The 26,409-nt window shown below is 45.9% G+C and carries 26 protein-coding genes; 12 read left to right on the top strand and 14 right to left on the bottom strand.

What is annotated here, in order from left to right; all coding sequences use genetic code 11:
• Window positions 1-42: 42 nt before the first annotated feature.
• The 4 genes from HDC91_RS04570 to HDC91_RS04555 form a co-directional block, all read right to left on the bottom strand.
• The gene (locus HDC91_RS04570) at window positions 43-675 is read right to left on the bottom strand and encodes a hypothetical protein (RefSeq protein WP_183548831.1); all 633 of its coding nucleotides are present in this window, start codon (window positions 673-675) and stop codon (window positions 43-45) included.
• A gap of 76 nt (window positions 676-751) precedes the next feature.
• Complete coding sequence (locus tag HDC91_RS04565; protein WP_183548830.1) at window positions 752-1,402, bottom strand: hypothetical protein; 651 nt, start codon at window positions 1,400-1,402, stop codon at window positions 752-754.
• Between the two features lie 3 nt (window positions 1,403-1,405).
• A complete protein-coding gene (locus HDC91_RS04560; RefSeq protein WP_183548829.1) occupies window positions 1,406-1,723 on the bottom strand; it encodes a hypothetical protein in 318 nt (105 codons plus the stop codon).
• Window positions 1,724-1,853: 130 nt separating this feature from the next.
• Window positions 1,854-2,075, bottom strand: coding sequence for a hypothetical protein (locus HDC91_RS04555; RefSeq protein ID WP_183548828.1), 222 nt, complete (start codon window positions 2,073-2,075; stop codon window positions 1,854-1,856).
• A 42-nt stretch (window positions 2,076-2,117) separates the two neighbouring features.
• Here HDC91_RS04555 and HDC91_RS04550 point away from each other — a divergent pair, with 42 nt between their 5' ends.
• Window positions 2,118-3,131 (top strand): low specificity L-threonine aldolase, encoded by a 1,014-nt coding sequence (locus HDC91_RS04550; protein ID WP_183548827.1) that lies wholly within the window; start codon window positions 2,118-2,120, stop codon window positions 3,129-3,131.
• 91 nt (window positions 3,132-3,222) lie between these two features.
• Complete coding sequence (locus tag HDC91_RS04545) at window positions 3,223-4,308, top strand: DNA topoisomerase IB (RefSeq protein WP_183548825.1); 1,086 nt, start codon at window positions 3,223-3,225, stop codon at window positions 4,306-4,308.
• A 195-nt stretch (window positions 4,309-4,503) separates the two neighbouring features.
• Here the strand turns inward: HDC91_RS04545 and HDC91_RS04540 are convergent, their stop codons facing one another.
• Window positions 4,504-6,390 (bottom strand): M56 family metallopeptidase, encoded by a 1,887-nt coding sequence (locus tag HDC91_RS04540; protein WP_183548823.1) that lies wholly within the window; start codon window positions 6,388-6,390, stop codon window positions 4,504-4,506.
• Window positions 6,391-6,394: 4 nt separating this feature from the next.
• Window positions 6,395-6,757: a BlaI/MecI/CopY family transcriptional regulator gene (locus HDC91_RS04535; protein WP_183548821.1), complete on the bottom strand. Its 363-nt coding sequence runs from the start codon at window positions 6,755-6,757 to the stop codon at window positions 6,395-6,397.
• 208 nt (window positions 6,758-6,965) lie between these two features.
• Between HDC91_RS04535 and HDC91_RS04530 the strand changes: the two genes are divergently transcribed.
• Both HDC91_RS04530 and HDC91_RS04525 read left to right on the top strand, forming a co-directional pair.
• A complete protein-coding gene (locus HDC91_RS04530) occupies window positions 6,966-7,811 on the top strand; it encodes an SDR family oxidoreductase (protein WP_183548819.1) in 846 nt (281 codons plus the stop codon).
• 92 nt (window positions 7,812-7,903) lie between these two features.
• A complete protein-coding gene (locus HDC91_RS04525) occupies window positions 7,904-8,404 on the top strand; it encodes a c-type cytochrome (RefSeq protein WP_183548817.1) in 501 nt (166 codons plus the stop codon).
• Between the two features lie 300 nt (window positions 8,405-8,704).
• Here HDC91_RS04525 and HDC91_RS04520 read toward each other — a convergent pair whose 3' ends face one another.
• Window positions 8,705-9,919 carry an NAD(P)/FAD-dependent oxidoreductase gene (locus HDC91_RS04520; RefSeq protein WP_183548815.1) on the bottom strand — a complete coding sequence of 405 codons (1,215 nt, stop codon included), beginning with the start codon at window positions 9,917-9,919 and terminating at the stop codon, window positions 8,705-8,707.
• Here HDC91_RS04520 and HDC91_RS04515 point away from each other — a divergent pair.
• The 3 genes from HDC91_RS04515 to accC all read left to right on the top strand — a co-directional run bounded on the left by HDC91_RS04515 (window position 9,918) and on the right by accC (window position 12,708).
• Entirely contained in the window at window positions 9,918-10,538 is a 621-nt protein-coding gene (locus tag HDC91_RS04515) for an NADH-quinone oxidoreductase subunit A (RefSeq protein ID WP_183548813.1), read from the top strand. The genes HDC91_RS04520 and HDC91_RS04515 overlap by 2 nt on opposite strands.
• Window positions 10,528-11,019 (top strand): NADH-quinone oxidoreductase subunit B, encoded by a 492-nt coding sequence (locus tag HDC91_RS04510; RefSeq protein ID WP_183548811.1) that lies wholly within the window; start codon window positions 10,528-10,530, stop codon window positions 11,017-11,019. The genes HDC91_RS04515 and HDC91_RS04510 overlap by 11 nt, the downstream gene beginning before the upstream one ends.
• Before the next feature lie 213 nt (window positions 11,020-11,232).
• Complete coding sequence (gene accC, locus HDC91_RS04505; RefSeq protein ID WP_183548809.1) at window positions 11,233-12,708, top strand: acetyl-CoA carboxylase biotin carboxylase subunit; 1,476 nt, start codon at window positions 11,233-11,235, stop codon at window positions 12,706-12,708.
• A gap of 381 nt (window positions 12,709-13,089) precedes the next feature.
• Here accC and HDC91_RS04500 read toward each other — a convergent pair whose 3' ends face one another.
• Window positions 13,090-13,545: an NUDIX domain-containing protein gene (locus HDC91_RS04500; protein ID WP_183548807.1), complete on the bottom strand. Its 456-nt coding sequence runs from the start codon at window positions 13,543-13,545 to the stop codon at window positions 13,090-13,092.
• An 81-nt stretch (window positions 13,546-13,626) separates the two neighbouring features.
• Between HDC91_RS04500 and HDC91_RS04495 the strand changes: the two genes are divergently transcribed.
• The 3 genes from HDC91_RS04495 to HDC91_RS04485 all read left to right on the top strand — a co-directional run bounded on the left by HDC91_RS04495 (window position 13,627) and on the right by HDC91_RS04485 (window position 15,978).
• Window positions 13,627-14,124, top strand: coding sequence for an SRPBCC domain-containing protein (locus HDC91_RS04495; protein WP_183548805.1), 498 nt, complete (start codon window positions 13,627-13,629; stop codon window positions 14,122-14,124).
• A 422-nt stretch (window positions 14,125-14,546) separates the two neighbouring features.
• Entirely contained in the window at window positions 14,547-15,290 is a 744-nt protein-coding gene (locus HDC91_RS04490) for a hypothetical protein (RefSeq protein WP_183548803.1), read from the top strand.
• Between the two features lie 103 nt (window positions 15,291-15,393).
• Window positions 15,394-15,978 (top strand): riboflavin synthase, encoded by a 585-nt coding sequence (locus tag HDC91_RS04485; RefSeq protein WP_183548801.1) that lies wholly within the window; start codon window positions 15,394-15,396, stop codon window positions 15,976-15,978.
• A gap of 151 nt (window positions 15,979-16,129) precedes the next feature.
• Here HDC91_RS04485 and HDC91_RS04480 read toward each other — a convergent pair whose 3' ends face one another.
• Entirely contained in the window at window positions 16,130-17,272 is a 1,143-nt protein-coding gene (locus tag HDC91_RS04480; RefSeq protein WP_183548799.1) for a lipopolysaccharide assembly protein LapB, read from the bottom strand.
• A gap of 88 nt (window positions 17,273-17,360) precedes the next feature.
• On the opposite strand from HDC91_RS04480, the gene HDC91_RS04475 reads away from it, so the two are divergent.
• Entirely contained in the window at window positions 17,361-17,651 is a 291-nt protein-coding gene (locus HDC91_RS04475; protein ID WP_162431999.1) for a hypothetical protein, read from the top strand.
• A gap of 158 nt (window positions 17,652-17,809) precedes the next feature.
• Here the strand turns inward: HDC91_RS04475 and HDC91_RS04470 are convergent, their stop codons facing one another.
• The 3 genes from HDC91_RS04470 to hscA all read right to left on the bottom strand — a co-directional run bounded on the left by HDC91_RS04470 (window position 17,810) and on the right by hscA (window position 21,457).
• Entirely contained in the window at window positions 17,810-18,829 is a 1,020-nt protein-coding gene (locus HDC91_RS04470; RefSeq protein WP_183548797.1) for an alpha/beta fold hydrolase, read from the bottom strand.
• A 65-nt stretch (window positions 18,830-18,894) separates the two neighbouring features.
• Window positions 18,895-19,476, bottom strand: a complete 582-nt coding sequence (locus tag HDC91_RS04465) for a Crp/Fnr family transcriptional regulator (RefSeq protein ID WP_183548795.1) — start codon at window positions 19,474-19,476, stop codon at window positions 18,895-18,897.
• A 124-nt stretch (window positions 19,477-19,600) separates the two neighbouring features.
• Window positions 19,601-21,457, bottom strand: a complete 1,857-nt coding sequence (hscA, locus tag HDC91_RS04460; RefSeq protein ID WP_183548793.1) for a Fe-S protein assembly chaperone HscA — start codon at window positions 21,455-21,457, stop codon at window positions 19,601-19,603.
• Between the two features lie 118 nt (window positions 21,458-21,575).
• Here hscA and HDC91_RS04455 point away from each other — a divergent pair, with 118 nt between their 5' ends.
• Window positions 21,576-24,386 (top strand): hypothetical protein, encoded by a 2,811-nt coding sequence (locus tag HDC91_RS04455; RefSeq protein ID WP_183548791.1) that lies wholly within the window; start codon window positions 21,576-21,578, stop codon window positions 24,384-24,386.
• A 120-nt stretch (window positions 24,387-24,506) separates the two neighbouring features.
• Here the strand turns inward: HDC91_RS04455 and HDC91_RS04450 are convergent, their stop codons facing one another.
• Window positions 24,507-25,271 (bottom strand): copper homeostasis protein CutC, encoded by a 765-nt coding sequence (locus tag HDC91_RS04450; protein WP_183548789.1) that lies wholly within the window; start codon window positions 25,269-25,271, stop codon window positions 24,507-24,509.
• Window positions 25,272-25,356: 85 nt separating this feature from the next.
• On the bottom strand, window positions 25,357-26,376 hold the full coding sequence (locus tag HDC91_RS04445; protein WP_183548787.1) for a N(4)-(beta-N-acetylglucosaminyl)-L-asparaginase: 1,020 nt from the start codon (window positions 26,374-26,376) through the stop codon (window positions 25,357-25,359).
• Between the last annotated feature and the right edge of the window lie 33 nt (window positions 26,377-26,409).

Genomic DNA, 26,409 nt, shown 5'->3' with positions numbered 1-26,409 from the left:
TGTACTAACGACACACAGCACACCTAAAAAGTTTTAAGAATTTTACCTGTGCGAGGCCTTTACTTTATAAAAGTACGCTATCAGCTTTTCTATGCTGCCCAGGCTAAAGCGGTTGTTGCGTATCTGCTCAACCACTTCGGGTTCATCAGCCATTACCTCGCTCATGATATCGTTAAAGTTTTCGCTGGTGAGGTGCTGCATATTAGCCGTGTTGCTGCCATAGTAATAGCTTAGCCTGGTATTGTTGCTGCCGCCCTCGCCGCCACCTATGCTTATACCTAAACCGCCGCCGTACGATGCGCCGTAAGTGCCCGCGCCAACGCCCATTGATGGTGCTACCCGCACCTTTTTGCCGCCGCTGCCACCGCTGCCTGCGCCGCGGGTAGCATAAATTTTCATTTCCTCGTTAACGGCTACGCGTACAAAATCAAAGTCCTTTTTGGCCCAGGTTTCGTTGCCGGGCGCGTGCGCCACCACAAAGCTATCCTTACCTGCTACAAACGACTGCAGGTCGCTGGTGCTCAAAAAATAGGGGGTGGATTTTTCCTCGTCCTTAAACTCAATAAAGCCTTCGTTTTTTATCGGCCCCTTACCGCCGGGGTTAGGGTGGATGAAGCCTTCGGTTTTTACGCCTTTTATATCGATAAAAAAGCCCGGCAGCCATTTTTGTGCCATAACCCTGCTACTTGTTATCAGTATAAATAACAAGGCAAGTGCGGCTTTAAAAATATGTTTAACGGGAAGTATATAATTAATAATCATATGATCTTTTTGGCATTTGCCCTGTTTTATAATAGGTCAGCAGGTCTTCCATATCACCATAACGAAATGTTTTATCTTTAATTTTGGCCACCACGTCGGGCTTGTCGGCCATAATATTGCTCATCACCTCAATAAACTGTTTCTTCTCCAGTTTGGCAACATTATCCTTATTGGTGCCATAATAATAAGTAGTGCGGGTGCCGCCGCCAACAGTGGTAGCTATGCCCACGCCTACGCCAAAATTGCCGCCGCCGCCACCGGTGTTGAGTATCAGCGGGAAGCCGTTCTTAGCTGTTTTAAGCGTAAAAAGTTTAGTAGGGTTATCAAGCGATACGATCATGAACGGGTTGTTTTTAAACAGCACGTTGTGCGATACCACAAAGCTATCGGCACCCATTACAAACGATTTTATTTTATAATAGGGGATAGGGAATACCTCTGAGTGCTCGTTGGCGGTGTATAGTATCTGGTCGCCATCGGCGTACTCGCCTTTGTGGGGCGGTTGCCATGATATCAGCCCGTCGAATATCTCGCCGCTGGTGTGGTAAACCGTACCCTCGAACCATTTGCGTTGTGGGCCCTGGCCATTGGCAGTAAGCCAGCCGGCAAGGATGAAAAGTATCAGTGTTATTTTGCGCATGGTTTAATTATTTGAACCGCTGAATGGATCAGGGGCCTGTGCCGGAGGCATAATACCGTATTTGTAAAAGTACAGCAGATCATCCATATCCCCTAAACGCAATTTCTTGCTTTTTATGCGCTCAACAGTTTCGGGTTTATCGGCCATCATTGCGCTCATTACTTCTATAAAATGTTTCTTGTCCAACTTAACAACATTATCAGGCGTTTTTCCATAATAATACGACTTTTTGTTGTAACTAAAGCTCGCACCTACGGACAGTGCTGCCGCCCCGATACTGCCCACACCCATGCCAACACCGGCAGCAGGACGTTTCTCCATAGAACAATATAATTTTAGGGTGTCGTTGGTATTCACTAAGACGTGTAAGAAAGGTTTCCAGCTAAATATTTTATTTTGCGATACCACAAAGCTGTCTGTACCGACGATAAAAGATCTTAGTTCGGTGGATTTAATCTTTGAGTTGTCGGCTTTTTTTTTCAGGCTTATAATAAATTTTGTCGCCGTCACCTGCGAAAAGCGATTTTTCGGGGGCCGCCCATGAAATAAGCCCTGTGTGTTTGACGCCGTCAAGATCATAGTAAGCCCCTTCGTCGTAATGTTTGCCAAATAATTGCGCCTTCGCCGAAAATGTAATACTTAAAATACAAAGCAGGAGTAAAATTTTTTTCATAAATGGTTTAGATTTGAAACCAAATATAATGGAATTTTTGACATGATAACAGTTGATCTGCGCAGCGATACCGTAACTAAACCGACCCCGGGAATGCTTGAGGCCATGTGGAGCGCCAAGGTGGGCGATGATGTGTTTGGCGAGGACGAAACCGTTAACGCGCTTGAGCAAAAGGCGGCGGGCATGTTTGGCATGGAAGACGCGATCTACTGCCCATCGGGTACCATGACCAACCAGATAGCCATTAAATGTTTTACCCACCCGCTTGACGAACTGATTGCCGACCAAACCGCGCATGTTTACCGTTACGAAGGTGGGGGCATCGCCTTTAACTCAGGGGTATCAACGCGCTTGCTTAATGGTTACCGGGGCATCCTTACCGCCGAAATGATAGCGCCCGAAATAAACGCCGAAAACATACACTACCCACATACCAGTTTGGTAGTGCTGGAAAATACGGTGAACAAGGGCGGCGGGAGCTGCTATACGTTAGAACATATAAGGCCCATTGCCGAACTGTGCCAACAGCAAAACTTAAAGCTGCATTTGGATGGCGCGCGTATCTTTAACGCGCTTGCGCACACGGGCGACAGCGCTTCAGATTACGGCAAATACTTCGATGGTATTTCGGTATGCCTATCAAAAGGCCTGGGTGCGCCGGTAGGCTCTGTTTTGCTGGCGGATAAGGCTACCATAAAATATGCCCGCCGCATACGCAAGGTATTGGGCGGCGGTATGCGCCAGGCGGGTTTCCTGGCCGCGGCAGGTATTTACGCCCTCGACCATCACGTAGAAAGGCTAAAGATAGACCACGCCCACGCGCGCATCTTAGGCGAAGAACTGGCCCAATGCCCATGGGTAACCAACGTAGTGCCCGTTGAAACCAACATCGTTTTATTTGACACCACCGAGCCTGCCGATGCCATATTGGATAAACTGGCCGAAAAGGGCATAAAGGCTAACAGCACCGATACCCACCGCATACGTTTTGTAACGCATTTGGATGTACACCCGGAGCAGGTAGAGTATGTGGTGGAAGTGCTGAAAAGTCTTTAGTCTAAAGCTCTAAGTCTTAAGTGAATTGTAATTTTCTACTTGGGCCTTCCGACTTAAAACTTTCGACTTAAACGCATGTTGTATCATACACATGAACCGCCTGTTAAAAAAACTCGAAAAAATTGGCCGCGACCCCAAGATAACCGCAAAAGCGGTTGGGCTGCGCTATGTATCAGACTCGGTACCCGGCTATACACGCAAAAAGGCTGGTAAGGGCTGGCGTTATATCGATGCCGACGGTAATACGGTTAAAGATAAAGAGCTTATCTCGCGTTTCAACAAACTGGTAATACCGCCTGCGTATACCAATGTCTGGATATCGCCGTACGAGAACGGCCACCTGCAGTTTACGGGTACTGACGCGGCGGGGCGCAAGCAATACCGTTATCACACTTATTGGAACCAGATACGCAATCAATCCAAATATCACCGGCTGCAAACCTTCGCGGCACATTTGCCCGCCATACGTCAGCGGGTCGATCAGGACCTTGCCCGTAAGAAACTCGATCACGAAAAGGTAGTAGCGCTTGTGGTGCGGCTGATGGAACTGACCAGCATACGTGTTGGTAACGAGTCGTATAAAAAACTTTACGGCTCGTTCGGCTTAACCACTTTGATGGATAAACATGTAAAAATTGAAGGCAGTAAGCTTAATTTTCAGTTTAAGGGAAAAAAAGGCGTAATGCATAAAATTGCCCTGCAAAGTAAAAAGCTGGCCTGGCTGGTTAAGCAATGCAGGGATATACCGGGCAAAGAACTGTTTCAGTATTATAACGAAGATGGCAGCAGGTGCACCATAGGCTCTGGCGATATAAACGCTTACTTAAAAGAAATTACCGGCGAAGATTTTACCGCTAAGGATTTTCGTACCTGGGCAGGCAGCGTAAGCGCATTGTACGCTTTTAAAGACCAGGGCAGCTTTGACACCATAGCCGAATGTAAAAGGAAGATAGTAAGCGTGCTTGACGAGGTAGCTATAAACCTTGGCAATACCCGCACGGTATGCAAAAAATACTATGTGCATCCTACCGTTATAAAAAGCTACGAAGAACGCACCATATTTAAGTACATCGAGGCGCTTGATGAAGATAAGGATATTAAGGCCGCCGAACTTAATAAAGCCGAAAAAGCACTGCTGGAGATCTTAGAGAACGAGAAGCTGGCGGCAGCGAGTTAGTGCAGGACTTGTGCGATTCCCTTCCGGCGGGAGGGTGCAGGGAGGGGTGTATGCGACATACTTAGCGTATAAACCCCTCCCCGCCACTACACATTCCATCGCACCCTCCCACGGGAGGGAGTTGTATTTCTCAACCAAAAAAGGTCGATCGGGCTTGTCCCAATCAACCTGATGGTTAACTATTAACTGATCTGATTATTTTCCTTTTTTGGTGTAGATATAAACCACACCATATTTAGCCTTCTCGCCATACTTTTTCAGGGTATCCGCATCGTTATCCCTGCTCACGCTCATCCTGTCGATATCAAAGGCTGATAACTTTTTCATTTCTTTTTCGCTGGCAACCTTACCATCAATAACGATCAGCTTATCTGATATCCTGTCGATAGTACTGCTGCGCTTTAAGTTTATTGCTGACGGATAATATACTGAACCTGTTGTCACTGTATAACGTTTTGAAGGTACGCCGGTTACATAAACTTCTTTGCCAGCAACTTTTGAAGGATAGCCTTTAACTACCACGGCGGTATCGTTTGTTAAAATGTTTGTACCATAGCCCTGTACCACAACTTCGTTTAGTTTGTCGGTAGTTTGGGCCGGGCTGCCGTTAATTACAACTACATCGTTCAGTGTGCCCTTTAGGCCAGGTAACGAATTTACCAACGCTGTTTCCTTTAAGGTTAGGTGGTTGCGGTCTTTTGTTACACCGTTTATCCTGATGTTGGTTATCTGGCGGTTTACGCCCAGTTTTTCGGCAAGTTCTTTTCCTTCTTTCGAATCTTTTGTGGTAACAAAAATAACCTGGTCGTTATTGTCGAAGGTGTAATTTGGATTGGCATCCAGCAGGCTTTTTATTTTGCTGGCGCTAACAATGTTAACACTCGATATTGTTTCAGGGTCAATTTCCGAGAATTTTCCGTTAGTTATCTTTTTGCCGTTTAATACCACGTTCATCGAATCGATATTATTTGTTGTAGATGTCCTGATGTATAACTTCCGTTTTTTGCCGGTATCGGCTTTTGTAACCGTAAATACCTGGTTTATGGTTACTTTTTCATTGTCGTTTTGTATAACCGGCGCTGATTTTGCCTTTTTAACCGGCACGGTATCGGTTAAAGTAATGGTCATGGCGGTCTCAGCCGCTTCTTTTATAGCTGAGGTAACCGGTTTTATAGCAACAGCTATTTTATGGGTGATTGGTTTGGCAACATCAGCTTTTGACAGTGTAAATACCAGCAGTAATGCAATAACAGCAGGCACCACAAACGCATACCGCGTAAGTGTAAACCTCGAAGATCTTTTAGCGTTCATCATAATTATGCGTTTTTTAATGGTTGAAATATTAAAATGGTTTACAATGCCGGGGGTAGTGGCGTTAAAACTCACGTTTACCAGGCTGTATTGGTAGGCTTTACTATCAATACCATTGTTTAAAATTTTTCTGTCGGTTATAAACTCAATGTTTTCGCGCACGGCCTTTTTCATCAGCCAAATGCCGGGGTTAAACCAGTAAAAAATACTACTTAGTTCGGCCAGTAAAATATCAATGGTATGCCAGCCGTTAACGTGCACCTGTTCGTGCAGTAAAATAGCTTTCAGGTCGGCAGGGGTGTGGTTTGCCGGGTTTACATAGATGCTCCGCCAGAAAGAGAATGGCGCGGCTTCGCCCTCAATAACCCTTACATCATGATCAAGGATTCGCGCCGGCCGCGACCTGCGGTACAATTGGAACAGCGAAAACAGTTGCATCATTAGCCTAAAAGCCAAAAAAACGGCCCCTATCCAGAATATCACCGCGGCCCATTGCCAATAGTTAGGTTGGGTTAAGGGTTTAATAAAAGTTTGGGCGGGTGCCTGCCAGTTTAATACCACCGTTTGCACCGGCCTGGTCAATGTTTCGTGGCGCAATGCAAAATCGCTCAGGTCTATTTTTGGGTAAAGGGTTGCAAACATTATGGCAACCATTAAATAAGCCCTGTTAAGCGTATAAAACGTAAGGTGGCGTAGCACCAGGTAGTAGCCTGCGCAAAACAGCAGCAGTGCAATATTTACTTTAAATAAAAAGACAAATAAGGCTGGCATTTTATTATGATTTAGGTTTTTCTATCAGGTTAAGGATCTCTTTTAACTCGGTAGCGCTTATCTTTTTTTCGTTGGCGAAAAAGGTAACAAGGTCTTTGTACGAGTTTTTAAAATAGTCGCTTACAAAACCGCTCATAAAGCGTTTTTTATACTCTTCTTCAGCAATGGACGGCGTGTAGCGGTACGAGTTGCCCAGTTTTTCGCCCTTTACAAAACCTTTGCGTTCAAGATTTTTTATGGTGGATGCAAGGGTGGTATAGGGCGGTTTCGGTTCGGTCATCTGGTCAAGAAAATCTTTAATAAAACCGGTACCCGCAAGCCAAACTGCCTGCATTGCTTCTTCTTCCTGTTGTGATAATTTCTCCATGCTTCTACGATTATTTCGTAAACATACGACTATTTCGTAACAGTGCAAACTGTTTAACAAAATTTAACAAATATTTTTTACTGTTAATTCTGAGTAAGCTTAACAGATTTATAGATATATATCGTTTTATAAATCAGTTAATTGGCTTAATACACGTTTGCCTTTTGGCCAAATTGTTTTAGTTTTACAAACCTTAATTGATTAAGTTATGCCTATCACAACTACAGTTATAACAGGGGCAACATCCGGTATAGGAAAAGAGACCGCAATTGCCCTGGCCAAAAAAGACCATGCGCTTTACTTGCTGGTGCGCGATACCGTACGAGGCGAGGAACTTAAGCAGGATATTATAGCCATCACAAAAAACAAAAGTGTTTACGTGGTGCATTGCGACCTTGCCGACCTGGAAAGCGTCAGGAACGCCGCTGGTATGTTAAAAAGCAGTTTGTTGGCTATTAACGTATTGATAAACAATGCGGGCGGCATTTTTAACCAACGAAGCGAAAGTAAGGACGGTTTTGAAATGACCTTTGCAGTAAATCACCTTGGGCACTTCTTACTGGTACAAAACCTTTTGCCATTGTTAGAGAAAGGCCAGGCCCGGATTATTAATGTAAGCTCGGAAGCGCACCGCATGGCTAAACCAAACTTCAACGACCTGCAATGGACAAAGCGGCCTTACGCTGCATGGAAGGCCTATGGCACGGCCAAGTTATTTAATATTTATTTTACACGGTCGCTGGCGTTAAAATATGGCCCTAAAGGAATAAGTGCATTTGCGGTGCACCCGGGATTGGTTAACACCCGCTTTGGTACCGGGCTTACCGGTATTGGTAAAACATTAATGTGGCTGGCACGGCCGTTTATGATATCGGCCGAAACAGGTGCCCAAACCAGTATTTACCTGGCATCGGCCCCCCGAATTGATGCTAAAAGCGGCAAGTATTTTAAAAACAGGCACCCGGCAAATACTTCGGCGGCGGCAACCAACGAAGTAGGCCGCGACAGGTTGTGGGAGTTGAGCATGGAACTTGTGGCACCTTACCTGGGCTGATTTTTCCAAAAAGAACCATAGCGGGATTGCTATTATTAATAATTTGTTTTAGTTTAGAAGTTTAAACACACAACCTGAATATTTGTATGACAATGAATAAAAAATTACTGGCCACAATAGGGCTGCTATCAGCAGTAGTATTTATGGCCATGTCGCCGGCAGCGGTACCGGCTGATGGCGACAAGTTTGCAAACCTTAAGGTTTTGCCAAAAGATATATCAGATAAAGAGCTGCATAAGGTAATGGAGGAGTGGGAGCATGCTTTAGGCGCGCGTTGCAGCTTTTGCCATGTACGCAACGAGGATACCAAAAAAATGGATTGGGCCAACGATGCCAAGCCTGAAAAAGAAATGGCCCGCAACATGTATAAAATGACCCAGGCTATTAACAAAAAGTATTTTCACTCCAAAAAAGATAGCACCAATATGGTGGTAGAGAGTAATGTTAATTGTTATACCTGCCACCGTGGTGTTCAACACCCTGAGGTAGTAAGGGCATCTGAGCTGCCGCGCCCGCCGCGTAATGGACAGGCACCGGGCGGTAACAAACCAGCCGAAGGCCAGCAACAGCCTGCTCCAGAAACTAAGCCGTAACATTTACTCAGATAAAAATAAAAAGGCCGCAAATATACTTTGCGGCCTTTTTTATAAACATTATGTCAATTCGAGCCAGCTGGTGCGGGGCGGTGAAATGGGACGACGAGAAATCTTATACGCCTTGCATGTTACAACATATCAATCGTATAAGATTTCTCCTCATACTTCGTTCGAAATGACAATCAGTTATTAGTTCTGTCGTCGCAGTACTTCACATTTTGAGCCATACGAACTTTGCGCGCGGTCGTGAATTGTCTCATCTGCACATCTGCACATCTGCACATTTGCATATCCGCACTACAAATTCTGCGCTATTACAAAACCGCTTGCCCATGCCCACTGAAAGTTGTAGCCGCCAAGCCAGCCGGTAACATCCACACACTCGCCGCCGAAAAAAAGGCCGGGAATTTTTTTGCTTTCAAGGGTTTTTGAGGATAGCTCGTTGGTATCTACGCCGCCTGTCATTACTTCGGCCTTATCATAACCTTTGGTGCCGGCGGGTTTCACCTTAAACTGGTGGAGCAGCGTACTAAGGGCTTCCAGTTCTGTTTTTGTTAACGAGGCCAGGTTTTTATCGGCAGGAATATGGTCTATCAACGCTTCGGCAAACTTGCGGGTGAAAAGGTTAGACAGATAAGCGGGCAGCATTTTCTTGCCATTTTGCTCGCGCTCCTGCAGTATCAGTTCAATAATATCCTTACCCGGCAGCAGGTCTATGTAAATATATTCCCCCGGTTTCCAGTACGACGAGATCTGCAGGATAGCAGGTCCGCTGAGTCCCCAGTGGGTAAAAAGAATATTTTCCTCGAAGCTTGCCCTGTCGTTCCAAACCCGGCAAAAAATACTGTTACCCGATAATTGTTCGTACCAGGGCTGGTCTTTACCCGTAATGGTAAGCGGCACCAGGGCGGGGGAGGTTTCGGTAACCCCAATATCAAACTTACGGGCTACACGCAGGCCAAAATCGGTAGCGCCCATTTTAGGTATAGGCAGCCCGCCGCTGGCTACAACCAGTTTGGGCGAGAACAATTGTTGCTGGCTACCATTTTTATTAATGCCGATATTGAAACCATTTTCAACCTTTTCAACATTTATAACCTCTGTATCGCACCAAATTTCCTGTTCAAGATCGGTGCAAAGGCTTGTAAACGCGTTTACTACATCCTTAGCCTTATCCGTTATCGGGAACAGCTGGCCCAGGATTTTTTCCTTGCCTTCAATCCCATGGGTTTCAAAAAAACTGATAGTATCCTCCACCGTCCATTGCGCCAGGGCCGAGCGGCTAAAGTGCTCGTTCTGCGAAATGAATTGTTTATGAGTGGTGTACAGGTTGGTATAGTTGCACCTGCCGCCGCCGCTGATCAGTATCTTGGCGCCAACCCTATCGTTCTTCTCCAATACCAAAGTGCGCTTGCCCAAAAAGCCGGCTTGTACCGCGCACATTAATCCGCAGGCGCCGCCGCCGATAATTATAGCGTCAAAGTTTGATTGTTTTGTTAAATTTGCTGTCATGGATGGTGTGGCGCAAATATCAGAATTTGGAAAGATACTTATCTTTTTAATTACGGGCATTGTGGCAATAGGCGGATTATTTTTTACCAACCGTCTTTTATCGCCCCGCAACCCAACCCCCGAAAAGCTTACCACCTACGAATGCGGCGAAGAGCCTACAGGCAGCGCCTGGCTGCCGTTCAATTCGCGCTTTTATGTTATAGCCCTGGTGTTTTTGTTGTTTGATGTGGAGATGGTGTTTGTTTTTCCGTGGGCAACTGTTTTCGGTAACCGCGAAATTATAGCAACAGATGCACGCTGGGGGTGGATCGCGCTTACGGAAATGTTTATCTTTTTAGGGATACTGATACTGGGCCTGGCCTATGTATGGCGCAAGGGCGACCTGAACTGGATAAAGCCGAATGTTACACTGCCGCAAACAGATGCGCGCATCCCGCGATCGTTATATGACGACCTGAACGCTAAACAGGGCGACTTTAAGGTAAAGCAATTTAGTTTGGAAGTAGCAGAGCCTGCAATCGCGGTAACCCCAACATCTCCAAGCATTAAAGCACCTGCAACCGAACCACGCAAGCCCATGTTTAAACCAGCATTTAAAAAACCAGCTAATGACGCCTGACCTGACCAACGAAAACGGTGGCATTGTTGTCACCAAGATGGACGACCTGCTTAACTGGGCAAGGCTGTCATCTTTATGGCCGTTAAGCTTTGGCATAGCCTGCTGCGCGATAGAGATGATGGGCGCTATGGCGTCGACGTACGATCTGGACAGGTTTGGCGTTTTCCCGCGGCCATCTGCACGGCAGGCCGATGTGATCATCATCGCCGGCACGGTTACCTTTAAAATGGCCGAGCGCATTAAACGCCTGTACGAGCAAATGCCCGACCCTAAATACGTTATCTCGATGGGATCGTGCAGCAACTGCGGCGGCCCGTACTGGCAGCATGGTTACCATGTTGTAAAAGGGGTTGACAGGGTTATCCCGGTTGATGTGTATGTGCAGGGCTGCCCGCCACGCCCCGAGGCTTTGATAGGCTCGATCTTAGAACTGCAAAAGAAGATTGAGAAGGAGCATATCGTTGCGGGTGAGCAAGCCTAATTCAAATTTTTGAAAACCCATAGCGTTTATTAATGTTTAGTTAATAAATTAAACTAAATATTATGTTATTACCATTCGCATTTGTAGGTATCGCCATATTTGTGGTGCTTGCATTATTTCTTGTCATCAGAAAAAGCAGCGGCAAAAAAGAAAAACGTTAATACCCCGCGCCGATATTTCAGCCTTTCGATAGAATAATTACATTTGTTACCTATGCAAAAAATATTGGTAGCAAACCGGGGCGAGATAGCTTTACGTGTAATGCGCTCGGCCCGCGAAATGGGCATAAAAACTGTAGCTGTTTATTCTGAAGCCGACCGCAACGCGCTTCACGTACGTTATGCTGACGAAGCAGTGTTCATCGGCGAAGCGCCGTCAAGTCAATCATACCTTGTAGGGGATAAAATAATTGCCGCCTGTAAACAAACCGGTGCAGAAGCTATTCATCCGGGTTACGGGTTTTTGAGCGAAAATGCCGCGTTTGCCCGCCTGGTTCGCGAGGCAGGACTGATCCTTATAGGCCCCTCGCCCGAGGCGATGGAAGTGATGGGTAACAAGCTTTCTGCCAAGGCGGCCGCTTTAAAATACAATATACCTATGGTGCCGGGCACCGAAGAGGCCATTACCGATGTTGCCGAGGCTAAGCTGCGGGCCATTGAGGTGGGTTTCCCGATATTGATCAAAGCCGCTGCCGGCGGTGGCGGTAAGGGTATGCGCATAGTAGACACGCCTGAAGATTTTGAAGAACAAATGAGCCTGGCCGTATCCGAAGCTATATCAGCCTTTGGCGATGGTTCGGTATTTATAGAGCGTTATGTTTCGTCGCCGCGGCATATTGAGATACAGGTTTTAGGAGACACACATGGCAATATCGTGCACCTGTTCGAGCGCGATTGCTCGGTACAGCGCCGGCACCAAAAGGTGGTGGAAGAAGCCCCCTCATCTGTACTAACGCCGCAAATACGCGAAGCAATGGGCAAATGCGCCGTAGATGTAGCACGCTCAGTTGATTATACCGGCGCGGGTACCGTAGAGTTTATCATGGACGAAAAGCTGGACTTCTTTTTCCTGGAGATGAACACCCGCCTGCAGGTGGAGCACCCGGTTACCGAACTGATAACAGGCATAGATCTGGTAAAAGAACAGATTAAAATAGCACGCGGCGAAGCCATCAGTTTTAAACAAACAGATCTGGAGATACAGGGACACGCTATGGAACTGCGTGTTTATGCCGAAGACCCCGATAATAACTTTTTACCTGATATTGGCACCCTGCAAACCTATGTTACCCCCAAAGGCCCCGGCGTTAGGGTTGACGATGGCTTTGAACAGGGAATGGAGATCCCCATCTATTACGACCCCATGATAGCCAAACTGATAACCTATGGTAAAGACCGTACTGAAGCCATTGAGCGAATGATCCGCGCTATCGACGAGTATATGATCACCGGCATTACGACCACACTGCCTTTTGGCAAATTTGTAATGCAGCATGAGGCGTTCACATCAGGTAATTTTGATACGCACTTTGTGAAAAAATATTTCACCCCCGAATCGCTGCAAACAGGTAACGAAACCGAAGCCCTTATAGCTACATTGATAATGGAAAAGCTATTGAGCGCTAAGAAGATCGCCTTTACCGAAACTGCCGCTGTGGATGAGAGTAATTGGGTAAGGAACAGGAGATAGGAAAAATCTACGTGGTTCTCCATTAGGAATGGAAGTGAGTGGTGATTGCCAGTGGATGTCACTTTCTTTTTTCTCAAAAGAAAGTGACCAAAGAAAAGTCGAGGCTGCGCCCTGTTCTGTGAAGCGCCGGGCATGTGCGGCGAAGCGTGATGCAAAAGATTCCAGCCGTGGTTCTGCCCGGTTTGCAGGGTAAAGGCTTGTGCGGGAAAGAAGCCTTTTTGCTGACTTTATTTTTGGTTACTTTGTATCAAGACAAAGTAACAGCCCTCCGCGGCAATTGAGCGGACTGCCGTTAATGAAACATAAACCTATCAAAATATGGCTGCCGGTAAAATTTGGCTAACAATATATCTTAAATCGCTTCGTAAAAGATGGCTTGATTTACACCAACCTCTCCAATTCCTCTATCAACCCAACCTGTGCCGGTATAATTTTTACCCGGGCTTCGTCAATGGTAAACCATTCGGCACGGTCAACTTCGGGGAAGGTGGCTTTTTTGCCGGAGCGGGGTGGCCATTCTATTTCGAAAACGTTGCTTACAATCTTTTCGTGATCAATATCGCCTTCAACAGCCCAGGCATGTACCGTTTTGCCGCTTTTTTGCTTTACAGGCTGCAGCTTTATAAAATTTCCGTTAATGATTTGCCCGGTCTCTTCTTCAAATTCCCGTTTGGCAGCGGTAAGCGGTTCTTCCCCGTCAATGTACTCGCCTTTGGGTACCGACCACGAACCGTTATCCTTATTACGGAAGAACGGGCCGCCGGGATGTACCAGGAAAACCTGCAGTAAACCATTCGCCCGCCTGTACAGCAATATTCCCGCGCTTTGTTTTGGCATAAATTGTTTTGGTGGCAAATTACAAAACACAAAGTATTATGGTTAATTTTATATGCACACATTTTTATTAACCTGGTAGCTATGGAAGATACCCGCTGGAAAAAATTTAAATTATGCGGCGATTATAACGCTGATATGCGCAGCCTTTACCTGGCCTGGACAACCCCCGGCGGGCTCGAAAAATGGTTTCTGCGCAAAGCCGATTTTTATACCGTACCGCAGCGGCTGCGTGCGAATGACGAGCAAATTGCCAAGGAGGATACCTATGTATGGTACTGGCACGGACACCACAACAATGTGTTTGAAAAAGGGAGGATACTTGAAGCAAACGGCCACGACTTACTGCGGTTCACCTTTACGGGCGGTACTACCGTAAGGGTGTCTTTTTCCACCCGTAACGGGTTAACCATCATCGAACTTGAACAAACAGATATACCGCAGGAGAGCGACCCGGAAAAAAATTTACTGGTGCAATGCCAGATAGGGTGGACTTTTTACCTGGCCAATTTAAAATCTGTTATAGAAGGCGGTAAGGACCTGCGTAACAAAAGGGTTGATCTGAATACTTGTTTTAAATAAATAAAACTGATGGACAATGCAGGTAACAGCTATTTGGCAAGTGTAAAAAAGCTATTGGCTTATTTTGCTGGGCGATGCAGAGATATCCCGCCTGGATAATGAACAGTTGAACCAGCCATACAATGCGGCTTCAAACAGCGTCGCCATCGAATGTATATAACGCCGCCAAGTTTTCTTCGGATAAACATGATGCTTTTTTTACAGATAACCCTCAAATCAGGGGATAAGCCTTTATTACATTTTTTGTGTATTAATGGTTAATTAAACTTTTATATTTAATCAAAGGGCAAACATAACGGTAATTTTTTCGCATTTCTTAAATTGAAATTTTGTTTCAGTAAAGTGAAAATTTTTTGTGTAAACGATTATAAATGAAGTACTTTTGGGGTATATAAGTAACTTTATTACTATTTATTATGATAATGAAATTTAAACCCATAGCTGTAATAGCTTTATTAGCCACAGCTGTATTGTCGTACTCATCCTGCCAAAAAGATAATTCATCTAAATCAACAAAAGACGATAGCGCTACAATCGCTAAAACTATAGCGGTAAACTTATATCATTCGTTTGGCAGTACCATTGCCAGCAAAAACGCCCTTACAGGCCTGCCTGTTATAAACAGTGTGCGTAATGGCAAAAAGGTTAACGACCTTACCTGTGGTGAATATATAGAGCAGCCTTACAATAATATTTACACCAAAGGCGATTCGGTTAAAGATGTAATGAACGGAACTAATAAGTATGTGATCAGCTGCGATGCAAACAACAATCCTAATGGCTATACTTACAGCGGCAGCTATGTTAATACCGGCTTTAACCCTTTCAGTACCTACGATATAACTGTAAAAGAATTTTATACACTGAAAGCCTTAGCACCCGAATATGCAAGGATGCAGGTTGACGGTAACCAGGTTTCAGTTTATAAAACAGTAACCAAAAAAGATGGCGAGTATATGGTGCAGAATAACGCTTACACTTTAACCGGGTTGGTAGTAGACTCTACCACACAGCCTTTTGATATTACTGCCGGTACCGCAACTTTTGTCTCAAACGGCACCAACGCAGGCAAAGATTTCAGTTACTCGGGTACTATCCAGTTTTTGGGCGGCCACAAAGCTAAAGTAACCTTTGGCGGCAAAACTTATGATGTTGAAATATTATAGCAATTAGTTCTACCTGACACAAAAGCGGTTAACGAAGGTTAACCGCTTTTTTTATGATGTTTCTGTAACGCATGGCAAGCTTAAAAATCTGTACTTTTGCCGCATGTTTACAGGAATTATTGAAACTTTAGGTAAAGTGACCGACTTGCGCCGCGAACAGGGTAACTTGCACATTACGGTAGCATCGGCCATAGCCCACGAGCTTAAAATAGATCAGTCGGTAGCGCACAATGGTGTTTGCTTAACGGTTATTGCCCTTGGCGATGGCATACATACCGTTACTGCGATTGATGAGACCCTTAATAAAACTAACCTGGGCCGGCTTAAGGTAGGCGAACCCATTAACCTGGAACGCTGTATGCAAATGAACGCCCGCCTGGATGGCCATATTGTTCAGGGGCATGTTGACCAAACTGCTACTTGTACAAGGTTTACAGCGTTGGATGGCAGCTGGGAGTACACTTTTAGTTATGATGCTTCGCAAGGCAATGTAACGGTCGAAAAAGGTTCGATATGTGTTAATGGCATCAGTCTTACAGTTGTAAACTCCGGTCCGGATCATTTCTCTGTCGCTATAATACCTTATACTTACGAGCATACCAACCTGCACAATGTGCGCGAAGGCAGCGTAGTAAACCTGGAGTTTGATATTATTGGTAAGTATGTTGCAAGATTGATGAACAGGTAATTCAACTGTCAGCCTGAGCTTGTCGAAGACCCGTACGCGCTAATAATGGTTCGACAGGCTCACCATGACATCTTACAAATAACCTTATTCTTTCGAACAAAATTTCTCCTCGCTATCGCTCATTCCAAATCACAGCGTGTTTTTATATAAATTAACGGCTCAACACCGCTATCCGGCTTTTTGTATACTCAATAAAGCTCTTCTGCTTATCAACCGGTGGCTTACTTGCCAGGTACTTTTTATAGTATTTAACAGCGCTTTTTTTATCTTTCAAATTGGTGTCATAAACGTTTGCAAGCGAGTAATATACCATCGGGGTTTCATTAAATTGAAGGCTTTTTTGATAGGCAGCCAGCGCGTTTTTATAATGGCGCAGTTTTTCGTTGCTATCGGCCATTTCGCCGTAATAGGCTGCAGTGTTTGGCGATATGCCTTCGGTAATGGCTTTATCCAGATAAACTATAGCCATCCGTTGATCTTTAAGCGCTTTGTAGGCAAGCGCGGTATAGTAATAGCTGGTTTCGCTACGGCCCTGTTCATCAATATCCATAAAGGCAGCCAAGCTGCATTCGTAACTTTTGATGTTATAATAGGCAACCCCCAATTTAGTTAATACCAATCCCGATTGACTGCCCGCATTTACCAGTTTAAGGCAGGTGCTGATGGTTTCGGGCCATTTCTTTTGGGCATATTGTAACTTCATCAGGCTGTTCAACAAAACAATATTTTCTTTATCGTTGGCAATGGCCTGGTTTAATACCTTTTCGGCCTGCGTGTTGAGCTTCATGTTTACATATATATCGCTCAGGTCGGCTGCAACATCCGGTTCGGCTGGGTTTAGCAAGTTGGCCTTTTGCAGGTAAACAATATAGGATGTGATATCATTTTTATCGCGACTGATGCTCGCAAGCTGCTTGTAAACCATAAAGTTGGTGGTATCACGAGCTGTTATCTTTTTATAATAACCTTCGGCCTTTGTAATATTGCCCCTGCGCATATTAAGCCCCCCAAGGCTGATCAATACCTTAATGTTAGTCGAATCGATATTGTAAATACGCTGGTAATAATCTTCGGCAAATGCCAGCCTGCCGGCCAGGCTATTGGTATAAGCCAGCTGTCCTAAAGCTTTTATATCTGTTACAGGTTCGGGGTAGGAGCTTTTAAGATAGTCGGCAGCTTCGGCAAAACGCTGATTTTGGTAGTAGTCTAATAACAGGGCGTCGTCTACTTTCGACTGTGCAAAACTTACAACGCAATAAAGGCAAAAAAGGGCAGATGTAACGATGAATTTCATATAACTAAATTATTAGTTATAAATCATATATCCAAATATTAAACAAATTGGCACTTTAATGGTTGTACCTGTATATAAACCAGATACTATGGATAAGATAAGGAAATTTGAATTGATGGAAAAAATCGTCCATGAATTAGAAGATTTAAAGAATAGTCAACAGGCTATAGTGCAAAAGCTAACCAAGATAGAGGTAGATAATATTGACCTGGGAAACAAACGCCTGGAGAAGGACCTGCCGGATATGCACCAGCGCGTTAGCGATAACCTGGATACGATAGCGAGCATCCTCGAAGACTTTGCATCGCAAACCAGCGAGTTCAACAGCAAAAATAATATCTCCGGTTTGAAAGAGCAGGAAGAAATAAGCAAACTGTAATAATTTGCTTAAAATAAAAAACTACCGTTTGTTAACGGAGGTTTTTTTAAACGTCATTGCGAGGCACTAAGCAATCTCCCGATAGGCGGTAATAGCCTGACAAGATCGATAATTATAGTTCTGAGATTGCTTCGTAGCTCGCAATGACGATTATTTTATTACTTTAAACTTTCCTTAAAAAACTTCGCCGCCATATTGCCAACCCGTTCGTGAACGGCGGACCTGCTTACAGCCGGGTCATCATTAAAAATGATACCGCCTGTTTTCTTCACTTCAGGTATTGCTTCATTAAGAAATACGTAATGCCCTGCTTTGCCCGGCACAACATACAGTTTTGACTTTGGCATAAGCCGAAGGTAATGTGCCGCGTTGGTTTTAACGGGTGCAATGCTATCGCTTTGCGCGCTGATAATATACATTGGTATATCTACGTCTTTAAACTGCGCCGGGCTTACAAACCCCTGGCCCACGGCCGGGCTCATGGCCAATACGGCTTTAATACGTTTATCTTTTAAGGGCGGGCTTTTTGCAAACAAAGCCGCCAGTTCTTTTTCATCCACCTTATTGATCAGGTCCGGAAATTCGGGAATGGTTATTTCCCTGATACCCTGCGGTGTTTTGTTGAAGGCATCCATAGCATCTAAGCTCACCTTGGCCCCTGCCAAAGCAATCACTGTAAAGCCGCCGATAGAAAAGCCTGCCGCGCCAATGCGCTGCCTGTCTATTACTTTATCCAGAGCGGTATCATTCAATAATTGCGTTAACACAAAGCTGATATCCTGGGCGCGCTGCCAGGGCGTTAAAAAATCAATGGCTATTTTGTTATCGTAAGTGTTACCCCAATGGTCAACCGCTGCCACAATAAAGCCTTGTTTTACAAGCGCGTCGGCAAGCCACTCCATGGTTAAGCGCCCCCCGCCGGTGCCGTGTGATATCATGATGAGCGGATGCTTTTCTGCCGGGAGTGTGGCATTACGTATAGTGGGTTCAACTATAAAGGGGAAATTCTCTTTAAGTGCGGGGGTTTTGCGGTCAGTTGTAGGATACCATACTTCGGTAACTAACGGGCGTTTGCGTGCCGTATCGTTATATCTATAGGTTTGCTCACCAATAGCGGTTTGTGCCAGGGCATAGGCCGGTAAAAACAGTGATATCAGTATAAGGTGTTTTAGTTTCATGAGTATAAATTAATACACAAAACAAGGTATTTACAAATTGCCGGGTATTGACAAATGTCAATAATTTACTTTTTTGATTTAAGGCGGCTAAGGGTTTCCTGCGATATGCCCAGGTAGTCGGCAATGATCTTCGAGGGCAGCCTTTGTATCAGGGCGGGGCTGGTTTGCATCAGCAGTTGGTAACGCTGCCTGGCGTCCATGGTGATCAAACTTTCGATACGCTTTATGGAAGCGATGTAATCTTTTTCTAAACCTATCCGGTAGGTGTGTTCCCATCCCGGGAAATTAGCCAGCAGGTCGTTAAAGTCGTGGTGACTAATATAAAGTATTTCGCCGGCCTCTATGCTTTGTATAGCAGCTAACGAAGGTTCCTGTAAATTAAAACTGGGGAACGCCGTACCAAACCTGCCCTCGGTAATCAGGAAACGGGTAGATTCTTTGCCATTTACATCCAGCATATAAACCCGCAGGCAGCCCGAGTTTACAAAGTAGATGTAAGGGCAAACCTCATCAACGCGCAGCAGTACTTCGTTACGTTTAACCGTTTTATGCCTGAATTTTTTGCAAAACGCTTCTGCCTGTTGTTCATCAACCTGCATATTGTTGTTGATGTATTGTTTAAGCTGGTGGTAGGGCGTGGAAGGCATTTATTAAAGATACGTCATTGCGAGGTACGAAGCAATCTCTTTAGCTATTCACGCATGCACGGTGTATACTTGTCCTAAAGAGATTGCCGCGCTATCGCTCGCAATGACGTGGTTTTTATGAGGTTTACTCTATACTTTTTCCCTTCATCGCGGTAGCTATGGCTACATCCATTACCCGCTCGGCAAAGGGGCGGGTAAAGTCGTTCAGTTCATCTATTTTGGCGTGGATAAGGTCTTTATCACCGGTGCTTAGCGCGGCTTTAAGAGCCTCCAACCGGATATTGGTTTCGGTTACCTCGTCGGCATTTAATAGCTGACCATTCTTTTTAAGGAAACCCTCAACCGTGTAAACCATTTGTTCGGCCTCGGTTTTCGCTTCAATCAGCATGCGCGCGCTTACATCATCTTTAGCGTGGGTAATGCTGTCCATCAGCATTTGCTCAACAAGGTCGTCGGTAATGCCGTAGGCGGGTTTTACCTCTACTTCCTGCTTAACGCCGCTGCGCAGTTCAATAGCCTGTATCTTTAAAATACCATCTGCATTCAGTATAAAGTTAATATCAACCTTAGGGAAGCCGGCCGGCATGGCAGGTATGCCTTTCAGTTCAAACTCGGCCAGTTTGCGGTTCTCGCTGATCAGGTCGCGTTCGCCCTGGTAAACGGCTATCTTCATATTCACCTGGCCGTCTTTGCTGGTAGTATATTGCCTGCCCGCTTTGGTTGGGATCTTGGAATTACGGGGGATAATGGTGTCCATTAAACCGCCCATGGTTTCGATACCCAAAGACAGCGGGGTAACATCAAGCAGTAAAATGTCGCTGCGGTTACCGGCCAGCACATCGGCCTGGATAGCCGCGCCAAGGGCAACCACTTCATCGGGGTTCAGATCGTCGTGCACCGGGCGGCCAAAAAACTCCGACACCATCTTTTTAACCAGGGCTGTGCGGGTACTGCCGCCAACCATCACTACCTCATCAATATCGGATATGTTCAGCTTAGCGTCTTTAAGCGCGTTTTGGCAGGCGGTTATGGTTTGCTGTACTTTTGGGAGGATAAGCTCTTCAAAAGTATTGCGATCAATAGTGCACCATATATCGCCAATTTGCTCGTTAAAAAGGCTTTGGTGGGCCAGCGCCTTTTTAGCTTCTTCGGCCTTTAATCGCAGCTGCTGGGTAAGTTCGCGGTTATCAGCCAGGGTAGTCTTATCAATATTGTTTTTATCTATCCAGTAATCGGCAATGGCGCGGTCAAAATCATCGCCACCTAAAAAAGTATCGCCATTGGTAGATAACACTTCGAAAATGCCGTTTTGTATCTGCAGAACGGAAACATCAAACGTACCGCCTCCAAGGTCATAAACAGCAATGGTTTTTGTTTCTTCGGGGTTCAGGCCAATGCCGTAGGCAAGGCTTGCTGCAGTAGGCTCGTTCACAATCCGTAAAACATCCAATCCGGCAAGTTTGCCTGCATCGCGGGTTGCCTGGCGCTGCGAGTCGTTAAAATACGCGGGTACGGTTATCACCGCACGGTTAACGGGCGTTTTCAGGGCGTGCTCGGCGCGTTCTTTCAGTTCTTTTAATATCAGTCCCGACAGTTCAATAGGGTTATAAAATTTATCGCCAACCTTAATTTTTACCAGGTTTTCGCTGTCGTCGTCGATGATCTTGTACGAGAAAAAGTTTTGGTAGTTGGCTACATCCGCGTACGAGCGTCCAAGTAAGCGCTTTACCGAAAATACGGTGTTCTGCGGGTCGGTTATTAAATATTCTTTAGCATCGTTACCCACGGTGATATCGCCCGTTTGTCCAAAATGCACCACCGAAGGTACCAGCACACCTTTGCCCGCATCATTAATCACCCGAGGTTCTTTTTCGGGATTTATAAAAGCGACAAGCGAGTTGGTGGTGCCCAGATCGATGCCTACAATAATATCTTCTTTTTGTATTGAACCTGTTGCCAGGTTGATGGAAACTTTAGCCATGGTATATAGTAACAAAGCGCAAATGTACTTAGTTTTAAGGCAAGGAGTGTCATGTGGATTTCGGATTTACGATTTTAGGTTTCGGATTTGATTGTTTGATTTATTACTTTCATCCCCAATGAAACGACTGCCACTGCTGCTGCTACTTTTTACCGCCACGCTGGTACGGGCGCAGCAGTTTGGCGGCAACCCGCCGTCTGTTAGCTGGAAACAAGTGAATACGCCTGCTGCCCGTGTTATATTTTCGCAGGGAATGGACTCGGTTGCATTGCGGGTAGCCCAAACCATAGCGGCTATGAACCCGCTTATACAGCCTACTATTGGTTTCAAGCAACAACAGGTTAGCATTGTGCTGCAAAATCAGACAACTATATCAAACGCCTACGTGGGTTTGGCACCGTTTCGCAGCGAGTTTTATTTAACGGCGGGGCAAAACAGCCTTGATATTGGCAGCCTGCCCTGGCCCCTACAACTGGCCATTCACGAATTCAGGCATGTACAGCAGTACAACAATTTTAATGTGGGCCTATCGCACGGGCTGCGCATATTGTTTGGCGAAGGCGGGCAGGCGCTGGGTAACGCGCTATCGGTGCCCGATTGGTTTTTTGAAGGCGATGCGGTTTACAACGAAACATTGGTAAGCCGGCAGGGCAGGGGAAGACTGCCCTATTTTTTTAACGGTTTCCGTGCGTTATGGGCTGCCGGGAAAGATTATAGCTGGATGAAGCTTCGCAACGGTTCGTACGTGGATTATACGCCAAACCATTACCCGCTGGGCTACATGATGGTAGCCTATGGGCGCGAAAAATATGGCAATGCGTTTTGGAAGGGCGTTACACATGATGCCGCCGCTTTTAATACAGGTTTGTACCCGTTGCAGGGCGCTATTAAAAGGCATGCGGGTATTGGTTATAAAGACTTTAGCAGCGCTGCCCTTGATCACTTTAAGGAGGTGTTTAAAGCCGATGCTAAAGATCCCGATGCCAAATACCAGCACTTTATAGCCGATGAAGAGTACCCGGCTTTTGTGAATGATAGTACGCTTATCTACCTGCGCTCAACCTATAATGATATTCCCCGGTTTGTTATTAAATCAGGAAATGAGGAAAAGGCGGTCGCTGCGCAGGGTGTTACCACCGATAATTATTTCAGTTATCGCGATGGCAAAGTAGTTTACGCATCCTACCGGCCAGATGTACGCTGGGGGTACCGTAATTACAACGAACTGGTAGTACTTGATGTAAATACCGGTAAAGAGCGCCGCATTACCCGCAAAACCAAATACTTTGCGCCTGCTTTTAGCGGTGATGGCAAAACCATTGTGGCCGTACAGGTTGCATCAACAGGCAAAAGCGAACTGCATTTACTAAATGCCGATGATGGCAGGCTGTTATCAGCGTTACCTAACACCGCCGGGTTGTTTTATACCTACCCTAAGTTTTATGGCGACGATAAGCTGATAACAGCCGTTCGTAATTTTAAGGGCGAAATGTCGCTGGCTTTAATTGATATATCTTCGGGAGCAGCAAAGTATTTGATGCCCTTTAGCTTTGAGCCTATAGCTTTCCCGCAAGTGCAGGGCGATAGCGTTTACTTTACCAAAACATCGGGTTTAAACGATAAACTCTTTGTTTTGGATATCGGTTCCAATCAACTGAATGAGGTAACTATAGCGGGGCAGAACGGCGCGATAGGGCAGTACCAGCCGGCAATAGGTAATAACAAAATAGCCTGGACAGGTTTTACCGCGTCGGGCTATCGTTTGCAGCAATATAACCATGCTGATATGACGCTCGCGGCGGTAAATAACGATCAGGCTCCGGCCTTGCCGGACATGAATATAAGCGCGCTGAGTAACGATAGCGCGTCAAATATATCAGCAAGCGTAATGCCTGCTCCGTTGCCGATAACTGATTACAGTAAACAATACCGCCTGTTTAACTTCCACAGCATTTTTCCATCGTTGGATGACCCCAATTACTCGCTGCAACTGGTTGGCGAAAACGTATTGAACACCTTGCAGTCGCAGCTTACTTTTACCTACAACCGCGATGAAGGTTATAAAGAGATAGGTTACGAGGCGGCCTACGGTGCGCTTTTTCCCTACATTTTAGCCGGCGCCGATTACACTTTTGACCGACGCGTATTTTATAAGGGCAACAGCGTTTATTTTAACGAAACGGCTATACATGGTGGTTTGCAGGTGCCGCTTAATTTATCGGTTGGTAAAAGGCTTACTTCATTATCGGCAAGCAGTATTTTTTATTATGGCCGTACCACCATTCAGCAGGCCTACCGCAGTTTGTTTGCAGATAGTTATTATACTTATATAAGCAATACCCTGAGCTTCAGGAACCAAACGCAACAGGCCCGGCAGCATATAAACCCGCATTTTGCGCAAAGCATCAGCCTTAATTATAAAAAATCCGTTTCGGGCAGGCAAGGCAGCCAGTTTTTAAGCACGGGCACATTTTATTTTCCCGGGCTATCGGCCAATCATAGCCTTGTTATAAGTGGCGCATACCAATATCGCCCGCAAAATAACGGCATCAGCTTCTCAAACGATTTTCCTTTCTCACATGGCTACACGGCGGTAAGTCTTAACAACATGAATAAGTTCGCGGCAAGCTATCACTTCCCCATCGCTTACCCCGATGCCGGCTTTGCCAACCTGCTGTATGTGATGCGCCTGCGCGGTAACTTATTTTACGATCAGACACACGGTGCCGAAAATGATTTTTATGCGGATAAGTCGGCGTTAAATTCCAATTTTCGTTCGGCAGGCGCCGCGATATTTTTTGATACCAAATGGTTTAACCAAGCACCCATATCGTTCGGGATACGCTACAGCCGTTTGTTGGATGAGGATATTTTTGGCGGCACCGGCCGTAACCGGATAGAGCTGGTTTTGCCTGTGGCGATATTTTAGGATAGACAAGTACCCACCGTCATTGCGAACGTAGTGTGGTAATCTTATACAAAAAGTCGGCGATATTTATAACGAAGATTGCCACGTCGCTATCGCTCCTCGCAATGACGCTTTTTCGAATTACACGTTGGCCGCCGTCAATATTGCTTTTACCCGCTCGGCGCTGGTTACATCAAGGCTATATTCATCGGCAATGCTATTGGTCATCAATAAGATGTGATCGTTTTTATAAGCCATGCCACCATTAACACTTACACGGGCCGATGAGTGCACTTCGGTAGCGCCGGTATAATGCACCAGGTCGGCTACGTTATTTTCGGTTATGCCGCTGCCGGGCATAATAGCGATGCGGCCTGCGGCCTTTTCTATCAAGTGGGCAATTACGTTAGCGCCTTCCATGGCGGTGCTTTTACCGCCCGATGTAAGGATCCGCTCGCAGCCCATTTCAATAATATCCTCAAGTGCCTGAAACTGATCGGCGCACATATCAAACGCGCGGTGAAAAGTGACGCCAAGCCCCCACTGCCTGGCCAGGCGCACCAGTTCTGTACAGCGTTCCTTATCTACCGATCCGTCTGCCCGTAGTATACCTATCACAATGCCGTCGCAACCGGCTTCAATGCAATTGCGTATATCGGCCTGCATCACCTCATACTCCAGGTCGGTGTACAGAAAATCGCCCCGCCGCGGTCGTATCAGCACGTAAAGTTTAATGTGCAGGTGTTTGCGGGCCAATAGTATCTGGCCGTACGATGGGGTAGTACCTCCCTCGGCCAGGTTTTCGCATAATTCAACCCTTACCGCACCGCCTTGCTGCGCGGCAATGGCCGATGTTACAGAATTTGAACAAACTTCGAGTATTACAGGGAGCTTTTCGCGGTTCATAATATCATAGCAGGGGTTACGGTACTAAGCCTTATTAAGCGTAAAAAAGTTACTTGGAATGAAAGGTGCGAGCCCGGTAAAGATACTACTTTTTATCCTTGTAAAAGCTTTTGCCCGGTATCAGCAGGTCTTGCTTATTGGCGTCGCATACGGCAAAGCTAAAACCTTCCTGTATAGCATACGCGCCGTACTCACCTTTTTTATTAATGGCCAAAAAGCCTACCTGTATCTCTTTGGCAGTTTCAGGCTTCTTTTTGATGATGCGGTTAACGGCCTCTTTACAAGCATCTTCGGGCGAGTAGCCCTGGCGCATTAATTCAACTACCAAAAAGCTGCCCACGTTGCGTATCACCTCTTCGCCTACGCCGGTTGATGTTGCGCCGCCCACCTCGTTATCTACAAATAGCCCTGCGCCTATAATGGGGCTATCGCCAACACGGCCATGCAGCTTAAAGGCCATACCGCTGGTAGTACAGGCACCGCTGATGTTGCCTTTGGCATCAATAGCAAGCATGCCAATGGTATCGTGGTTGTATTTGCCACCCGGGCGGTGCTGCTGGTTTTCGATGTTCAACACGGGCGAATATTTGGCTGTTTTAAGCCATTTCTTCCATTCTTTATATGATTCGGGGGTAAGCAGCTTTTCTTTTTTAAAGCCATGTTCAACGGCAAACTGTGTAGCGCCGTCGCCAACCAGCATTACATGCGGGGTTTTTTCCATCACCAGCCGGGCTACCGATATGGGGTGCGCGATGTTTTCTATAGCGGCCACTGATCCGCAATTGCCAAACTCATCCATAATGCAGGCATCCAGTGTAACATGTCCGTCGCGGTCGGGGTAACCGGCGCGTCCAACGGTATGGTTCTTCATGTCGGCTTCGGGTATGCGCACACCGGCTTCAACAGCATCTAACGCCCGCCCGCCTTTTGACAGCGTTTTCCATGCTTCCTTATTGGCTACGATGCCAAAATCCCAGGTAGAGATCACGATAGGGAACCGGCCGGCGGCCTTGCTTGCAAAAGGTTTTGCAGGCGCATATTTTGATATAGCTGTTAAAGAAGCAGTTACAGCGGTCAGCTGTAAAAATTTACGACGGTTATACATAGAGATAAATATAATGATAGGGTGTAAATATGT

Source organism: Mucilaginibacter sp. AK015 (assembly GCF_014200785.1).
GTDB lineage: Bacteria > Bacteroidota > Bacteroidia > Sphingobacteriales > Sphingobacteriaceae > Mucilaginibacter.
This window is presented reverse-complemented; position numbering and strand designations above follow the sequence as displayed.

Coding starts and splice junctions, on each gene's coding strand:
- HDC91_RS04530 (WP_183548819.1), top strand. CDS start 6,966: ATGCCTATCACAACTACAGTTATAACAGGGGCAACATCCGGTATAGGA.
- HDC91_RS04475 (WP_162431999.1), top strand. CDS start 17,361: ATGGATAAGATAAGGAAATTTGAATTGATGGAAAAAATCGTCCATGAA.
- HDC91_RS04535 (WP_183548821.1), bottom strand. CDS start 6,757: ATGGAGAAATTATCACAACAGGAAGAAGAAGCAATGCAGGCAGTTTGG.
- HDC91_RS04480 (WP_183548799.1), bottom strand. CDS start 17,272: ATGAAATTCATCGTTACATCTGCCCTTTTTTGCCTTTATTGCGTTGTA.
- HDC91_RS04560 (WP_183548829.1), bottom strand. CDS start 1,723: ATGGAGAAACGTCCTGCTGCCGGTGTTGGCATGGGTGTGGGCAGTATC.
- HDC91_RS04490 (WP_183548803.1), top strand. CDS start 14,547: ATGAAATTTAAACCCATAGCTGTAATAGCTTTATTAGCCACAGCTGTA.
- HDC91_RS04510 (WP_183548811.1), top strand. CDS start 10,528: ATGACGCCTGACCTGACCAACGAAAACGGTGGCATTGTTGTCACCAAG.
- hscA (WP_183548793.1), bottom strand. CDS start 21,457: ATGGCTAAAGTTTCCATCAACCTGGCAACAGGTTCAATACAAAAAGAA.
- accC (WP_183548809.1), top strand. CDS start 11,233: ATGCAAAAAATATTGGTAGCAAACCGGGGCGAGATAGCTTTACGTGTA.
- HDC91_RS04525 (WP_183548817.1), top strand. CDS start 7,904: ATGAATAAAAAATTACTGGCCACAATAGGGCTGCTATCAGCAGTAGTA.
- HDC91_RS04495 (WP_183548805.1), top strand. CDS start 13,627: ATGGAAGATACCCGCTGGAAAAAATTTAAATTATGCGGCGATTATAAC.
- HDC91_RS04540 (WP_183548823.1), bottom strand. CDS start 6,390: ATGCCAGCCTTATTTGTCTTTTTATTTAAAGTAAATATTGCACTGCTG.
- HDC91_RS04545 (WP_183548825.1), top strand. CDS start 3,223: ATGAACCGCCTGTTAAAAAAACTCGAAAAAATTGGCCGCGACCCCAAG.
- HDC91_RS04520 (WP_183548815.1), bottom strand. CDS start 9,919: ATGACAGCAAATTTAACAAAACAATCAAACTTTGACGCTATAATTATC.
- HDC91_RS04570 (WP_183548831.1), bottom strand. CDS start 675: ATGGCACAAAAATGGCTGCCGGGCTTTTTTATCGATATAAAAGGCGTA.
- HDC91_RS04470 (WP_183548797.1), bottom strand. CDS start 18,829: ATGAAACTAAAACACCTTATACTGATATCACTGTTTTTACCGGCCTAT.
- HDC91_RS04555 (WP_183548828.1), bottom strand. CDS start 2,075: ATGAAAAAAATTTTACTCCTGCTTTGTATTTTAAGTATTACATTTTCG.
- HDC91_RS04485 (WP_183548801.1), top strand. CDS start 15,394: ATGTTTACAGGAATTATTGAAACTTTAGGTAAAGTGACCGACTTGCGC.
- HDC91_RS04445 (WP_183548787.1), bottom strand. CDS start 26,376: ATGTATAACCGTCGTAAATTTTTACAGCTGACCGCTGTAACTGCTTCT.
- HDC91_RS04465 (WP_183548795.1), bottom strand. CDS start 19,476: ATGCCTTCCACGCCCTACCACCAGCTTAAACAATACATCAACAACAAT.
- HDC91_RS04515 (WP_183548813.1), top strand. CDS start 9,918: ATGGATGGTGTGGCGCAAATATCAGAATTTGGAAAGATACTTATCTTT.
- HDC91_RS04450 (WP_183548789.1), bottom strand. CDS start 25,271: ATGAACCGCGAAAAGCTCCCTGTAATACTCGAAGTTTGTTCAAATTCT.
- HDC91_RS04550 (WP_183548827.1), top strand. CDS start 2,118: ATGATAACAGTTGATCTGCGCAGCGATACCGTAACTAAACCGACCCCG.
- HDC91_RS04500 (WP_183548807.1), bottom strand. CDS start 13,545: ATGCCAAAACAAAGCGCGGGAATATTGCTGTACAGGCGGGCGAATGGT.
- HDC91_RS04565 (WP_183548830.1), bottom strand. CDS start 1,402: ATGCGCAAAATAACACTGATACTTTTCATCCTTGCCGGCTGGCTTACT.
- HDC91_RS04455 (WP_183548791.1), top strand. CDS start 21,576: ATGAAACGACTGCCACTGCTGCTGCTACTTTTTACCGCCACGCTGGTA.